Origin of the sequence: Sinomicrobium oceani, from assembly GCF_900119185.1 — a bacterium.
Taxonomy (GTDB): Bacteria; Bacteroidota; Bacteroidia; order Flavobacteriales; family Flavobacteriaceae; genus Sinomicrobium; species Sinomicrobium oceani.
In genome coordinates, this window is the sequence record NZ_FPJE01000004.1 from 1 (window position 1) to 14358 (window position 14358).

Here is a 14358-nt window from a genome sequence, read left to right on the forward strand (position 1 = left end):
TTTTAGTACATGACAAAACACTCTAATTGATTAAAAACCAATAAAATAGCTCTTTGATAATTTGTCAAAAAGACTGATATTCAGTATATTAAAGGAAAATTCACCACAAATTGCCTTTAAAAAAGAATACCAGTCTCCGCACGGAAGATACGCAATTGCTATCAATATTTAAAGCCCATTTTAAAGGGGAACTCCATTTGTCCAGGATCCGCCTGATCTGTCATTTTATCACGGCTTTATGCAAGGTAAAGTCTGTCAATTATTCCAAACTTAGTGTTGGATTTGACAGTAAGGCCTCGACTTTAAGCTGTTTTAGGCGTATTCAACGCTTCATGGCTGAGTCCAGCCTTTCTATGGAAATGGTGGCTAAGTTCATCTTTGAGCTATTGCCTGAAAAAAGTGCCCTTACATTGGTCATGGATAGGACCAATTGGAAGTTCGGCCAAAAAAACATCAATATACTAATGTTGGGAGTGAGTTACCGGAATGTGGCTTTCCCACTGATGTTCACTATGCTGGACAAAAGGGGAAATTCCAACGAGGAAGAACGCATTGCGCTTGTGAAGCGGTTTATCCAGTGGTTTGGCCGCGAGCGTATCGATTGCCTGTTAGCTGATAGGGAGTTTGTTGGCCAACATTGGATAGGGTTCCTCAATGAAAATGGCATTCGGTATCACATCCGTATCCGGAACAATTTTAAGGTCTATTGCTTTAAAAAGAACAGGAAGGTAACGGCCTTTCATTGGTTCCACCATCTGAAGATAAACCAATGTTGCCATTCCCCGAAAATAGTCAGGATGCATGGGGAATTGTGCTACCTTTCAGGGGTTAAGACCGTAAGGAACGGGAACATAGAATACCTGATCATTGTCTCTTATAACAAACCTGAAGAAGCTTTGGAATATTATCGGGAAAGATGGCAAATTGAAACCTTGTTTAAAGCACTCAAATCAAGCGGGTTCAATATTGAGGACACCCATGTAACACAATTAGACAGGGTGGAAAAGCTTTTTATGCTTACTATGATTGCCTTTGTATGGTGTTACAAAATTGGGGACTTTATCGATAGGAACATTAAACCCATTACCATCAAAAAACATGGGCGAAGGGCCGTGAGTGTCTTTAAAAATGGACTGGATTGCCTATCTAATTGGTTGCTGACAAATTTTAACAAATTGAAAATCAATTTCATAAATTTTTTGTCATGTACTTAGGTATTTTTTACACTATCGTTGCGAATATCTGATTAATTAACAATTTGTGAGCAGCACACTACAGGATAGTTGTTTTGCTTATAACCAATATTTTCGTCCTTGCTTGAATAGAAAATCTTAATCCGTGAAACAGGATAATACGGGCTGCCGCTGATGAAAGCAGATGTTATCCTGGAAACTTAAAATGTAAATCGATGAAAATACTTGAAAAGAAGAATTTCAAATATGTGGACTATCTGTGGGATGATGACAAAGCAGCAGCCATGAAAGGCAACGAGGTAGACCTGTTGCTGTACAGGTCCAATCTTCTCGGATCGGACCTTCGCATCACCAATTACGGTGGTGGAAATACAAGTTGCCGGACTATAGAAAAAGATCCGCTCACGGGACATGACACTGAGGTTATGTGGATCAAAGGGTCTGGAGGGGATATAGGAAGCCTTACCAGAAGCGGATTGGCAGGGTTATATGTAGATAAGTTAAGGGCGCTGAAAAAAGTATATCGCGGATTGGAACACGAAGATGAAATGGTAGCCCTTTTCAATCATTGCATATACGACCTGAATAGTAAAGCACCTTCTATTGATACGCCTTTACACGGACTTTTGCCTTTTAAACACATAGATCACCTGCATCCCGATGCGCTTATTGCTATTGCAGCGGCAAAAGACAGCAGGGAGATCACCCGGAAAATATGGGGAAACACCATGGGATGGGTTCCATGGCAGCGGCCCGGGTTTGATCTCGGGTTACAGATCGAGAAATGCCTTGCCGACAATCCGGGGATCCGGGGTATAATACTGGGAAGTCACGGACTTTTTACCTGGGGAGATACGGCTTATGAATGTTATATCAACAGCCTTGAAGTGATCGAACAGGCTTCGGCCTATATCGAAGAACACGTGCAGTCGAACGGCATTGTTTTTGGCGGTGAAAAAACGAATAGCCTCGATCCGCAACGCCGGAAAGACCAGGCTTCTGCCATAGCTCCTTTACTCAGGGGACTCTGTTCTTCGGAAAGGCGAATGATCGGTCATTTTACCGATACCGACCGCGTACTGGAGTTTGTAAACAGTAATGATCTGGAGCGTCTTGCTCCGTTGGGCACCTCTTGCCCCGATCATTTTCTGCGTACGAAAATACAGCCTTTGCTGCTGCCGCTTGACGCCGGTGCGGACGTGACCAGACCAGAAGATGTACTGAAGCAACTGGAGCCGGCATTCGGGCAGTACCGCAAGGAGTATAAGGAATATTACAACAATTGTAGGCATGATAACAGTCCTGCCATACGCGATGCCAATCCGGTAGTTATCCTTTGGCCCGGAGTAGGAATGTTCTCGTTTGCCAAGAATAAACAAACCGCAAGGGTAGCTTCCGAGTTTTATATCAACGCCATCAATGTGATGCGCGGAGCGGAGGCGATAAGCGAATATACTTCCCTGCCCCGCCAGGAGGCTTTTGATATCGAATACTGGTTGCTCGAAGAAGCAAAACTACAACGAATGCCTGCAGAGAAAACCCTTTCGAGGAAAGTGGCCCTGGTTACCGGGGCGACCGGAGGAATAGGGAAAGCCATAGCGGATAAGCTGGTCGCCGAAGGCGCTAATGTAGTGCTTACCGACCTCGATGAAAAACTTCTCGGGGAAGCGGAAGAAAGCTATAAAAAAGATGAGGTGTCTTCTGCGGTATGCGATGTAACCAAAGCGGCGTCAGTCGCAGAAGCATTTCAAAAAGCATGTCTCGAATTCGGAGGTGTCGATATGGTTGTACATTCTGCCGGACTGGCGATATCCAAATCACTTCCTGATACCACCGAAAAAGACTGGGAACTGTTACAGAATGTACTGGTTAAAGGGCAGTTTCTGCTGGCCAAGGCCGGTGTGGATATTATGAGAAAGCAGGGTCTTGGCGGAGATATCATCAGTATAGCCAGTAAGAATGGCCTCGTTGCCGGCCCGAACAATGTAGGATACGGTACGGCCAAAGCTGCCCAGCAGCACATGTCGCGCTTGCTTGCCGCGGAGCTCGGTACCGATAAAATCCGTGTCAATACGATAAATCCGGATGGCGTTATCGTTGGAAGTAAGATCTGGGAAGGCGCATGGGCCGAAGGCAGGGCAAAAGCTTATGGGATAAGCGTAGAGGAACTTCCCGCGCATTACGCAAAGAGAAATCTCCTCAACGAGATCATCCGCCCGGAAGATATAGCCAACGGGGTTTACGCATTTCTGGGGATATTGGATAAGAGTACAGGTAATACCATTAATGTAGACGGAGGAATGCCGAATGCCTTTGTGCGATAAAAAACAGGAAGGACAATCCGAAAAAGAGATCGTCACGTAGTTTTAAGATATTATGAGAATTGACCAGCAACAAATAACGGAAGTAAATACCCGCAACAACGATATCCATAACCGGCAGATGGATATCCTGAAACAACTTCATTCCGGGTCGCGTATAGAAGGGATCATCGGGAAGCTTATTGAATTTCAGGTGGCATTGCCAAGCTGGGCCCTCGGTGCAGGAGGAACCCGTTTCGGCCGTTTTTCCTACGGCGGAGAACCCGGATCCCTGGAGCAGAAGATCGAAGATATCGGGCTCATACATCAGCTAACCAGAACTGCCGGGGCGGTTTCTTTACATATACCGTGGGATATCCCGGATGATATTCCGGCGGTTAAGGAACTTGCGGATTCCCTCGATATTACTTTCGATGCCATGAACTCCAATACGTTTCAGGACCATGAGGGGGCGGCTCAAAGCTACAGGAACGGTTCGCTGAGCAGTGTTCACGAGGCCGCCAGAGAACAGGCTGTGGAACATAATAGAGAGGTGATCCGTATCGGGGAAAATCTAGGTTCCAAAGGACTGACTGTATGGTTGGCAGACGGGGCCAGTTTTCCCGGGCAATACAATTTTCAAACGGCTTTGAAACATACCGGGGAAAGTCTTAAAACCATTTATGCGGCATTGCCGGACGACTGGAAAATGCTGATCGAATACAAGCCTTATGAACCTCATTTTTACAGTACTGTTATCCAGGACTGGGGGACTTCCTTAATGCTCGCAAATGCCTGCGGGGAAAAAGCATTCACCCTTGTAGATCTCGGGCATCACCTGCCGAACACCAATATAGAGCAAATTGTGGCTACGTTGATGGCACAGGGAAAACTGGGAGGCTTTCATTTTAATGACAGCAAATACGGAGACGACGATCTTACCGTGGGTTCTGTAAAACCCTACAACCTGTTCCTCATCTTTAACGAACTGGTTTACGGTATGGAAAACAATGCTGAGAATCCTCCGCTTTCCTGGATGATTGATGCCAGTCATAATATAAAAGACCCTCTGGAAGATCTTATTCAGTCTCTCGAAGCCATCCTGGTCGCTTACGCACAAGCCCTTCTTGTAGATCGGGAAGCACTTTCGGAAGCTCAGCAGTACAGTGATGTTGCTCAATGCCAGGAAATTTTGCAGGAGGCATACCGTACAGATGTCCGTCCCTTGCTCCGGGAATCCCGGCTTCGCTCCGGTGGAGCCATGTATCCGTTACAGGTTTACAGGGACCTGGAAATACGAAAAAAACTGATCCGGGAAAGAGGGCTGAAAGTACGGGCTACAGGATTGTAAGATAAAGTCAATATGTGCCCCCAACCAACTAAAACAACTTAAACCGATGACGACCAAAACCGAGGTAACTGCTGTTTTTGATATCGGAAAGACCAATAAGAAATTTTTTCTATTCGACACCGGTTTCCGGGAAGTGTACCGGGAATATACTATGCTGGATGACACCACGGATGAAGATGGCTACCCTGCGGAAAATCTGGAGCAATTGCAACAATGGCTCAAAGGAATGCTCGATCGTATACTCCATGCCGAAGAATACAAGGTTACCGCGATCAACTTTTCCAGCTACGGGGCCAGTTTCGTGCATGTGGACGAAAATGGTAATGTACTTACGCCGCTGTACAACTACACCAAGCCGCTGCCGGAACACATCAGTAAGGAATTTTACGACACCTATGGTGATCCCATTGATTTTGCAACCCGTACGGGGTCGCCCCGGGCGGAAATGCTCAATTCGGGAATGCAGTTGTACTGGATAAAGAAGACTAAGCCCGAAATATTCGAAAGAATAAAGTATTCCCTGCATTTTCCGCAATATCTCTCCTATCTCTTCACCGGAATACCGTTGAGCGATTACACGAGTATAGGATGTCATACCGGGTTATGGGATTATGAGGCCAACGATTATCACGCGTGGGTGTACAAAGAGGAAATAGATCGAAAACTTCCGCCCATCGTGCCTTCGGAAACTGCTTTGAGCATGACCTATAAACGGAGGAAAATAAAAATAGGAGTAGGAATACACGATAGTTCGGCAGCGCTGTTGCCTTATATTCTCAGTGAAAAAAAACCGTTTTTATTGGTGTCTACCGGAACCTGGAGTATTTCTCTTAACCCTTATAACCAGGAGCCGCTGTCCGGAGAAGATGTAGAGCACAATTGCCTGAATTACATGCGTACCGATGGGAACCGGGTTAAGGCCACCCGTTTTTTTATGGGCAACGAATACCGCATACAGGTAAAAAAACTGGGAGCGTATTATGCCAAGGCTTACGGATACCACCGCAAAGTAAAGTTCGACAGGCGGTTGTATATGAAACTGATCTCGAACCCGTCGATACATTTTAAATTCGAGGGGATAAAACTCAGGAGAAAAAAGCTCCACAAAACCGACCTGGCTCCTTTTTCGACTTTCGAAGAGGCTTTTCATCAGCTGATGATAGAGCTTATGGAGCTTCAGGTAGAAACTTCCGGAAGAGCGATCGGGAATTCCCGGATCAACAAGATATTTATCGATGGCGGTTTTACGGACAATGATGTCTTTGTGAAGCTGATGTCACATCATTTCAGGGATTTTAAAGTTCGGACTACCCGGAATTCGCTGGGTTCGGCATTAGGGGCTGCCATGGTGATCTCCGAAGAGAAGCCAGGACCCAAGTTTCTGAAAAAGACCTATAAAATGGAAAAACTGGCGCCTTTGCTGCTTTCGGTGCAAAGAGACAATGTGTAAACGAAAGCCTGTAGCCAAAACAAGATGATTATCCATGGAACAAACATATACAGAAGAAGAAATAGCCGGGCACACAACATCGGAAAGCGGTGAATATGAGAGAGAAGCCGTGCCACGGTCCAAATGGAAAGGGTGGAAGAGCTTTCTCGGCATGTATGCAGGTGAACATGCGGCGGGGACGGAGTTTGTTATAGGGCCTCTTTTTCTGACTACCGGAGTCAGTGCATTTGACCTGATCGTGGGACTCTTACTGGGGAACTTCCTCGCAGTGCTGAGCTGGCGGTTTCTGACGGCAGAAATTGCGGTAAAGTACAGGCTGACCCTATATTATCAACTGGAAAAAATATGCGGAAAACGTCTGGTTACCCTATATAATGTAGCCAACGGGGTACTTTTCTGTTTCCTTGCGGGATCGATGATTACCATATCGGCTACGGCTGTGGGAATTCCTTTTAATATGGAAATGCCAAGGCTTACGGATACGATGCCTAACGGGGTTACATGGGTGGTTATCGTCATAGCAATAGGGCTCGTTATTTCACTCATCGCAGCCAGAGGTTATGATATGGTATCCAAAGCGGCCAACTGGATGTCGCCTTTTATAGTCCTGGCTTTTTTGTTGTGTGGTATAGTTGCTTTGCAACAGCTCGGTGTCTCTGACTTTTCCGGCTTTTGGGACGTATGGGGAGCAGGGAGTGATCCGTTTCCGGGACAGATAAAATTTACATTCTGGCACGTGGTTTTATGGTCCTGGTTTGCCAATGCGGCCATGCATATAGGGATGTCCGATCTCAGTGTTTTCCGGTTTGCCAGAAAGGCATCCGTGGGGTGGACCAGCGCGGCAGGGATGTACGTAGGACATTATATGGCCTGGATTGCAGCGGCATTGATCTATGCTGTTTACCTTCGGTCTCCGGAAGTGCAGACTATGCTGGCGCAGGGGGAAGCTCCTTCGGTAGCCCCCGGACCATTAGCGTATAATACGATAGGGATTTTCGGGATTATTGCGGTAATTCTCGCGGGCTGGACTACGGCCAATCCTACCATATACCGGGCAGGACTGGCTTTTCAGGCTGTTATGCCCAAAATGTCGACCTTCAAAGTAACCCTGCTTGCCGGTGGAATAGCAACCGTCGCCGGACTTTTTCCTGCGATAGCGATGAAACTGCTCGACTTTGTAGCCCTATATGGGTTTATCCTGGCACCTTTCGGAGCAATTATTGTCTTTGACCATTTCTTTGCAACCCGTTGTGGGATTCGAAAATTTTATGCCGAAAAGACCGGAGTGTCATTTAATAATGCCGTATTTCTGGCCTGGCTTGTCAGTTTTGGCGTGTTTTATTTTGTAGCCTGGAAGTTTGATATTTTCCTGTCGTTTGTCACGCTGCCCACATGGTTATGCTGCGGTGTGCTGTTTCTTGTTTTCAGCAGGTATTATCAGAAAAAAGGACAATAGATATAAACCGATTAGTTAGTTGGTATGGAAAAACCCTGCCGGGTCCCTTTTAGAGGGATAACGACAGGGTTTGCCTTGATATGAAAATGATATGATTTAGAAGGAATAGGAGAAGTTTGCAGAAATGTTTCTCGTCCACTGTGGGTTTATAGTAGACCATCCTGTATAATACTCTTCGTCCGTAATGTTGTTGAGTTTTAACGTAACCCGAAAATCTTTTGTGCCATAAAATACCGAGGCATTCAGCACCGTATATTCGGGTAGGGTAAATGCACCGGTATTGTTCCGGTTCATGATTTTATTCTCCCCGGCGTAATTTCCTCCGAAACCTAAACCGAAGCCTTGCAATTTTCCGGATGTAAACTGGTAATCGGCCCAAAGGTTTGCTGTATTCAAAGGTCCCGCAGATTCCGGCCTGCGTCCTTTAAAAGCAGCATCGCCTTCTTCAAGCCTGCTGTCTACATAGCTGTAACCGGCAATGATATTAAGACCTTCTACCGGATTGGCATTGACAGAAGCTTCTATACCTTTGTTGCGTTGCTCCCCGTCTTGGGTATATTCATAGTTGCCGTCTCCGCTATCTATGCGCAGTACCCTGTCTTTGACCTGAATGTCGTAATAGCTGACAACAGCTGTCAACTTATCTTTGAAAAGATTGAATTTGGTTCCGGCCTCAAATTGTGTAGCATGCTCGGGGTTAAACGACCGTACACTGGTAATTCCTCCTGTAACCTCTGTTTGTGGAGCGACATTGGTGAAACCGTCCATATAATTGGCAAATACGGAGACCTGGTCGAGAATGGGTTGGTAAACCAGTCCGAATTTCGGGGAAAATGCCGTCTGGTTGTAGGTGTCATTCCAGAACCGGTCTACCCGGATACTGGCCATTGCGGATAATTCCGGAAGCAGGTTAATGACGTCGGAAGCATACACACTGAGTATTTCCTGCACGGTCCTGGACGGGTTTATCTTGGAACCTGCGAGTAGGGCATCGGTCCCTGCCTGGGTGAGTATACCGCTGTCATCGGTGTAACGGGCAGCGTCTGTGATCTGTAAAATTCCCTGGTTGAATGTTTCAAGGTCAGAACCTATATAGACAAGGCCGTTCATTACATACGGACTGCTATTACTCGAAATATCGGTTTTCAGGTAATCGAGTCCTGCGACGATCCTGTTGCGCATGGAGCCTATTTTGAAATCCCCGATAAAGTTTTGTTGAATATCTGTTCCGACCGTTTCGGAATTTTGTTTGCTGAGATACCTGGAGAGTACAATACCGTCATTGAGACTCACGGAGGCAGCGGTTTCTGCCGAGGTGGTAGACTCATAAAGATAAGAATAGTATCCGTCCGACTTCGCAGAGGAGGTGGAGAAAGAGGTTTGTGAGGTCCAGTTGTCACTCAGTTTATAGTTCATCTGTGCCTGAAGGCTGTAGGTCGGGTTGTCTATGTACAGGTCGTTACCGGTGTAAGATCTTTTATGGTCATAAGCCAGTTCGTTCATGTTATGTACACGGAGCGGATGAGAACGATCCAGGAACAACATAGTCTGATTGGTGCTTCTCCCGTTGTATATTTCCGTATTTATAAAGAAGGAGAGCCTGTCGTTGACCTGGTAAGACAAGGACGGAGCAACATAAAAGGATCTTCGGAAACCGGCATCCTGAAAGCTATTTTGGGTGTGATAGGCGCTGTTCACCCGGAGGTAAATGTCTTTTTCCGTACTCAGCGGGGTATTCACATCGAGGGTAACCCTGTTTTGTCCGTAACTTCCTGCGGTGTACGCTACATTACCCCGGAACATGCCCTGAGGTTTTTTGGTAACGATATTGATGAGTCCGCCATAAGAAATGAGACTGCTTCCGTAAAGTGTGCCGGAAGGTCCCTTGATAACCTCGATGCGTTCGGTATTGGCAATCTCGGGACTACCGTTGGTCAGTGCAGGAAGACCGTTGAGCATGGTGGGCTGTACGGCAAATCCGCGGATAGCAAAATATCCGGCCCCGTCGGTCCCCCTTCCCGTCGGTTCCCAGAGCATGGTAACCCCCGGAGCATTGCGGAGCGCATCGTTGAAATTGGTAATCACCTGATCTTCGAGGAGCTGACTGCCGATGTTGTTGGAAACCTGTGGGTTTTCAATATCTTTCAGGGGCATTTTGGATACGTAGGCACTTTCTCTCTGTGCATACCTATTGGCTTTACTCCCTTCGACAACAACCTCATCAAGTTGCTCCTGTTGCTCGGTAAGTATGATATTCGGAATTATAGTAACTTCGTTGGCCCTGACAACTATACGGGTTTCTCTGGTTTTGAACCCGACCGATGATGCTTTCAGGAGGTAGGCACCCGATGCGATACCGGAAATCTCATAATTTCCTTTGCTATCAGTCAGTACGCCTTTTGCAGTTCCGTTTTTTCCGATAGTAATAGTTACGTATTCTATAGGGGTATTGTTATTGGATATTACGGTGCCCCTGATGGTTCCGTTTTGCGCTGCGACCCCGGTAGCGAACAGAACAAGGGACAAAATGGGTAATAGCTTTTTCATAGTGGTTTTTATTTAGAATAAATTCAAACAGTGCAAAAGTATTCAACCTTTATTATATGACAAAGTATTTCTTCAGAATAATTTATGTGTATTTAATTTATTGATTAGTAGTATTTTATGTTTTATTCTTCCTTTGGTGTATCGAAGTGGTAGAGGCTTTGGGGAAACTTGTATTTCTGAACACGAGCCCATATTAATAAACGTGAAAAAAGAATTATGACATGGAGTGCTTTAAGTATACTGGTCTCCGGCAGATATGCACAAAACATAATGAATGGAGTAAAAATTATGAGAAAGATATGCTGCCCGAGGTGAAATCATCTTTTCAGGCAGTCCATAAAGAAAATTTGTCTCGATTAAATTTTCTTTTGACCATTTAAGTTATGCAAGTAATAAATTTGATTTTAAGTTAAAGGGGAAGAAATTCGTTCAGATTTTTGATGTCGAAGGCCGGTTTGTGGTGATGGCGGTCGAAAAGGATGGATCGACACTCAGGTTTTACTACATTGACGATTCCGGTTTAGTGCCGGTCGCTTTTGCAGCACCTTTTCCTGTGACGATCCATTCTTTTGAAAGCCCGATGGCTTTTCACTTTTTTACGTATAGCGGTTCTGTGCCTACGTATATAAACCGTATGTTCGACAATAATTTCGAGCATGTCCCGGGAGATATTGAGAAGCATATTTTCAGGATGAAGGATTTCAGAAAAGACAGGGATGATATTGTGTCGGAAATAATATTCCGCTATAAGGGAGCCTTTTTTATGGGAGGATATTCGGAAGACACTGAGAGTTATTCCCTCTGGAAATTTCAGGAATAATTTTCAGAATAACATGGAGTACCGCCATTTCTATAGCAACAAAAAACCTCCATCCGGTTAAAGATGGAGGTTTTTTAATGTTGTAAAAGAAAAGTATTTCTTAAGCCTCAAAAGGCAAAATAGAAACATAAGATTTGTTGTTCTTTTTCTTTTCGAATTTCACTACACCGTCAACTTTTGCGTGCAGGGTATGATCTTTACCCATGTACACGTTTTCACCCGGGTTATGGGCTGTACCACGTTGACGTACGATAATATTTCCGGCAATGGCAGCTTGCCCTCCGAATATCTTTACACCAAGACGTTTAGATTCTGATTCCCTACCGTTCTTGGAACTACCTACACCTTTCTTGTGAGCCATTTTGTTCGGTTTTTAATCCCTGTTTTACCAAAAGTAATAAGGGAGGGTTATACTTTAGTTATTTGTTCACGGGGTTATTTTTCAATACCGCCGTCCAGTTTTTCCTGTAATTCATTCAGTTCGTCCCATTTGCCGTCTGCAGCAAGCTGAGCTTGTTGAGGCCATGTATCAGGAACTTTGTTTGCATAGTTCGGACCTGCTTCGGTAAGGATATCCTTAAGTTTATCTACGGAAGTAGCAGCGAGGTCTGCATATGTGATAATACCCGTATTGTTGAACAACTCGGCAATTTTAGGGCCGATTCCTTCAATTTTTTTCAGGTCATCTCCTTTTTTGGTCGCTTTTTTAGCAGGAGCCTTTTTTGCAGGTTTTTCTGCTTTCTCGGCGTTAGCTTTAGAAGCTGATTTCTTAGCTCCCGAACCTACGATGCTTTCAATAACGATTTCTGTGAGGGCTTGTCTGTGACCATTTTTCACTTTGTATCCCTTACGTCTTTTCTTTTTGAAAACAATTACTTTGTCACCTTTCAGGTGCTTAACTACTTTGGCTTCTATAGAAGCACCGTCTATAGCCGGGGCGCCAACGGTGATATCTCCTCCGTTATCTACCAGAAGTACATTGTCGAAAGAAACTTTCGCTCCTTCATCTTCTGCCAGTCGGTGAACAAATACCTTTTGGTCTTTCGCAACTTTAAATTGCTGCCCTGCTATCTCTACAATTGCGTACATAGCGTTTAATTATATTAAATTATCTTCGTAAACCCCTACCCATAGGTAAAGGCGGGTGCAAATATACACCTAAATCCTTAAAGGGCAAGTGGCTGAGGATAATTTTTATGCTTTTTCGGGTACCTTTTTGCTGAGGTTCCAGCTGGGCTTGAATTTTTGCATGAAAGCGAGGGTCAATACTACGGTAGAAGCAAAGCCCTCCACAGCGAGAATAAAGAGCAGAATGCCGGGACGCTGATTGTAACTCTTAATCCAGGTATTCATGATTTTTTCGGGAAAGGCAGGGTCGAGATGAAACATGTATACGCCCATAAAACCTACGAATATGAGTGTTGCGATAAACCCGGTAAAGATCCCGGTGGTCGCACCTGCATAATAATCAAATCTGTCCCGGAGTATAAGACGTTTAAAACGAATGGAAGCATAAATACCATAACCTACGATGACCCCATTCAGTAAACGGAGCCAAATATTTTCGTGCAGATTAAATAATCGTACGATCAAAAAGTAGGCAATAAGCACTATAGCTGTTACTACCCCGTATCTCCAATGAATATTTTTACCTCCTGTCATAATATAAAATATTGAATGATAGGTATTAAGTTACAAAAAAATATATTACTATACCAAGACTTTGGTATTTTTAACCCGGATTTCAGAAAAAACAGTAAATCCTGTAACATTAGTTAAAAATACTATACTAATATTGCAACAGGGATGCATGTACTCTTCCCGGATATTTTTTCGGACCTTTACGGTTCATATGGAGAATTACACAACACAAAACACAAAATTTTATGAAGCAGAAATTTTTACCTCTTGCTTTGCTGGTAACGGCAATCTTGCCTGCTACGGCCCAGCAGGTTTCTTATGAAGAATACGACCTGGATAACGGGCTCCATGTTATTCTTCACAAAGACAATACGGCCCCGGTGATCACAACCGCTGTCATGTATCATGTAGGGTCTAAAGACGAGGATCCCGAGCGAACAGGGTTTGCCCACTTTTTCGAACACCTGCTCTTCGAAGGAACGAAGAATATAGAACGGGGACAATGGTTTAAGATCGTTACGGCCAATGGCGGGCAAAATAATGCCAATACCACCCAGGACCGTACCTATTATTATGAAGTTTTTCCTTCCAACAATCTTGAACTGGGATTGTGGATGGAATCTGAACGTATGCTGCACCCGGTTATAAACCAGACAGGTGTGGAGACACAAAACGAAGTAGTTAAGGAAGAGAAAAGAATGCGGATGGATAATCAGCCTTACGGGCAGTTTGCGACAGCACTTTTTGAAAATCTGTTCGACAAACATCCTTACCGCTGGCCTATTATAGGTTCGATGCAACATCTCGATGCGGCCAAACTCGACGAGTTTCTTGCGTTTAACGATAAATTCTATGTGCCTAACAACGCGGTGCTGGTCGTGGCAGGAGATCTCGATACGGAGAAAACCAAAAAGATGATCCGGGATTATTTTGGCCCTATTCCGCGCGGGAAGGATATTGTAAGGGAAACCTTTGAAGAAACGCCCATAACCCAGGTGAAAAAAGCCAGGTTTGAAGATCCCAATATACAGATACCTGCCATTCTTACGGCATACCGTACGCCTTCTATGAAGGAACGCGATGCTTATGTTCTCGACATGATATCTTCCATACTCAGCGACGGAAAGTCTTCGCGACTGTATAAAAAACTGGTTGATGAAGAGAAAAAGGCCATGGAGGTGGGCGCTTTCAATTATGCCCTGGAAGATTACGGGGCCTATATTATTTACGCACTCCCGCTCGGAGGGACATCTCTCGATGTCCTTGTGGCAGAAATTGATGAAGAAGTCGGGAAACTGCAAAACGAGCTTATTTCGGAGCGTGATTATGAAAAACTCCAGAACAAGTTTGAGAGTCAGTTTGTCAATGCAAACTCCAGCATAGAAGGAATAGCCAACTCTCTGGCGAGGTATTATATGCTTTACGGTGATACCAAACTCATCAACGAGGAAATTGATATTTACCGATCCGTAACCCGCGAGGATATCCGGGAAGTAGCCAGGAAATACCTGAATCCGAACCAGCGGTTACTTCTGGAATATGTTCCGGAGGAAAGCGAAAACAACTAATTGTAATCGCACAAAAGGAATTATTGTACAAT

The 14358-nt window shown here is 44.8% G+C and carries 11 protein-coding genes; 7 read left to right on the top strand and 4 right to left on the bottom strand.

Translation table 11 applies throughout. The annotated features are described in order from the left end of the window. Positions 1-197: 197 nt before the first annotated feature. The 5 genes from BT112_RS04395 (at position 198) to BT112_RS04415 (ending at position 7750) form a co-directional block, all read left to right on the top strand. Positions 198-1214, top strand: a complete 1017-nt coding sequence (locus BT112_RS04395) for an IS4 family transposase (protein WP_245776987.1) — start codon at positions 198-200, stop codon at positions 1212-1214. A 194-nt stretch (positions 1215-1408) separates the two neighbouring features. After that, positions 1409-3517, top strand: coding sequence for a bifunctional aldolase/short-chain dehydrogenase (locus BT112_RS04400; protein ID WP_072316172.1), 2109 nt, complete (start codon positions 1409-1411; stop codon positions 3515-3517). Between the two features lie 52 nt (positions 3518-3569). Continuing rightward, on the top strand, positions 3570-4844 hold the full coding sequence (locus BT112_RS04405; RefSeq protein ID WP_072316173.1) for a sugar isomerase: 1275 nt from the start codon (positions 3570-3572) through the stop codon (positions 4842-4844). A gap of 46 nt (positions 4845-4890) precedes the next feature. After that, positions 4891-6294 (top strand): FGGY-family carbohydrate kinase, encoded by a 1404-nt coding sequence (locus BT112_RS04410; RefSeq protein WP_072316174.1) that lies wholly within the window; start codon positions 4891-4893, stop codon positions 6292-6294. Between the two features lie 34 nt (positions 6295-6328). After that, positions 6329-7750: a purine-cytosine permease family protein gene (locus BT112_RS04415; protein ID WP_072316175.1), complete on the top strand. Its 1422-nt coding sequence runs from the start codon at positions 6329-6331 to the stop codon at positions 7748-7750. A gap of 96 nt (positions 7751-7846) precedes the next feature. On the opposite strand, the gene BT112_RS04420 is transcribed toward BT112_RS04415, so the two are convergent. Further along, positions 7847-10297, bottom strand: a complete 2451-nt coding sequence (locus BT112_RS04420) for a TonB-dependent receptor (protein WP_072316176.1) — start codon at positions 10295-10297, stop codon at positions 7847-7849. Positions 10298-10760: 463 nt separating this feature from the next. Here BT112_RS04420 and BT112_RS04425 point away from each other — a divergent pair, with 463 nt between their 5' ends. Further along, positions 10761-11117, top strand: coding sequence for a hypothetical protein (locus tag BT112_RS04425; protein WP_139275997.1), 357 nt, complete (start codon positions 10761-10763; stop codon positions 11115-11117). 100 nt (positions 11118-11217) lie between these two features. Here the strand turns inward: BT112_RS04425 and rpmA are convergent, their stop codons facing one another. The 3 genes from rpmA to BT112_RS04440 all read right to left on the bottom strand — a co-directional run bounded on the left by rpmA (position 11218) and on the right by BT112_RS04440 (position 12779). Further along, the gene (gene rpmA / locus BT112_RS04430; protein ID WP_072316178.1) at positions 11218-11478 is read right to left on the bottom strand and encodes a 50S ribosomal protein L27; all 261 of its coding nucleotides are present in this window, start codon (positions 11476-11478) and stop codon (positions 11218-11220) included. Between the two features lie 74 nt (positions 11479-11552). Next, positions 11553-12206, bottom strand: coding sequence for a 50S ribosomal protein L21 (gene rplU, locus BT112_RS04435; RefSeq protein ID WP_072316179.1), 654 nt, complete (start codon positions 12204-12206; stop codon positions 11553-11555). Positions 12207-12311: 105 nt separating this feature from the next. Next, positions 12312-12779: a DUF4199 domain-containing protein gene (locus BT112_RS04440; protein WP_072316180.1), complete on the bottom strand. Its 468-nt coding sequence runs from the start codon at positions 12777-12779 to the stop codon at positions 12312-12314. A 224-nt stretch (positions 12780-13003) separates the two neighbouring features. Between BT112_RS04440 and BT112_RS04445 the strand changes: the two genes are divergently transcribed. Continuing rightward, positions 13004-14326: a M16 family metallopeptidase gene (locus tag BT112_RS04445; RefSeq protein ID WP_072316181.1), complete on the top strand. Its 1323-nt coding sequence runs from the start codon at positions 13004-13006 to the stop codon at positions 14324-14326. Positions 14327-14358 lie beyond the last annotated feature (32 nt).

What these genes read in the sequence shown, in the direction of transcription:
- BT112_RS04400 (WP_072316172.1), top strand. Translation starts at nt 1,409, where the DNA reads ATGAAAATACTTGAAAAGAAGAATTTCAAATATGTGGACTATCTGTGG.
- BT112_RS04405 (WP_072316173.1), top strand. Translation starts at nt 3,570, where the DNA reads ATGAGAATTGACCAGCAACAAATAACGGAAGTAAATACCCGCAACAAC.
- BT112_RS04410 (WP_072316174.1), top strand. Translation starts at nt 4,891, where the DNA reads ATGACGACCAAAACCGAGGTAACTGCTGTTTTTGATATCGGAAAGACC.
- BT112_RS04415 (WP_072316175.1), top strand. Translation starts at nt 6,329, where the DNA reads ATGGAACAAACATATACAGAAGAAGAAATAGCCGGGCACACAACATCG.
- BT112_RS04420 (WP_072316176.1), bottom strand. Translation starts at nt 10,297, where the DNA reads ATGAAAAAGCTATTACCCATTTTGTCCCTTGTTCTGTTCGCTACCGGG.
- BT112_RS04425 (WP_139275997.1), top strand. Translation starts at nt 10,761, where the DNA reads ATGGCGGTCGAAAAGGATGGATCGACACTCAGGTTTTACTACATTGAC.
- rpmA (WP_072316178.1), bottom strand. Translation starts at nt 11,478, where the DNA reads ATGGCTCACAAGAAAGGTGTAGGTAGTTCCAAGAACGGTAGGGAATCA.
- rplU (WP_072316179.1), bottom strand. Translation starts at nt 12,206, where the DNA reads ATGTACGCAATTGTAGAGATAGCAGGGCAGCAATTTAAAGTTGCGAAA.
- BT112_RS04440 (WP_072316180.1), bottom strand. Translation starts at nt 12,779, where the DNA reads ATGACAGGAGGTAAAAATATTCATTGGAGATACGGGGTAGTAACAGCT.
- BT112_RS04445 (WP_072316181.1), top strand. Translation starts at nt 13,004, where the DNA reads ATGAAGCAGAAATTTTTACCTCTTGCTTTGCTGGTAACGGCAATCTTG.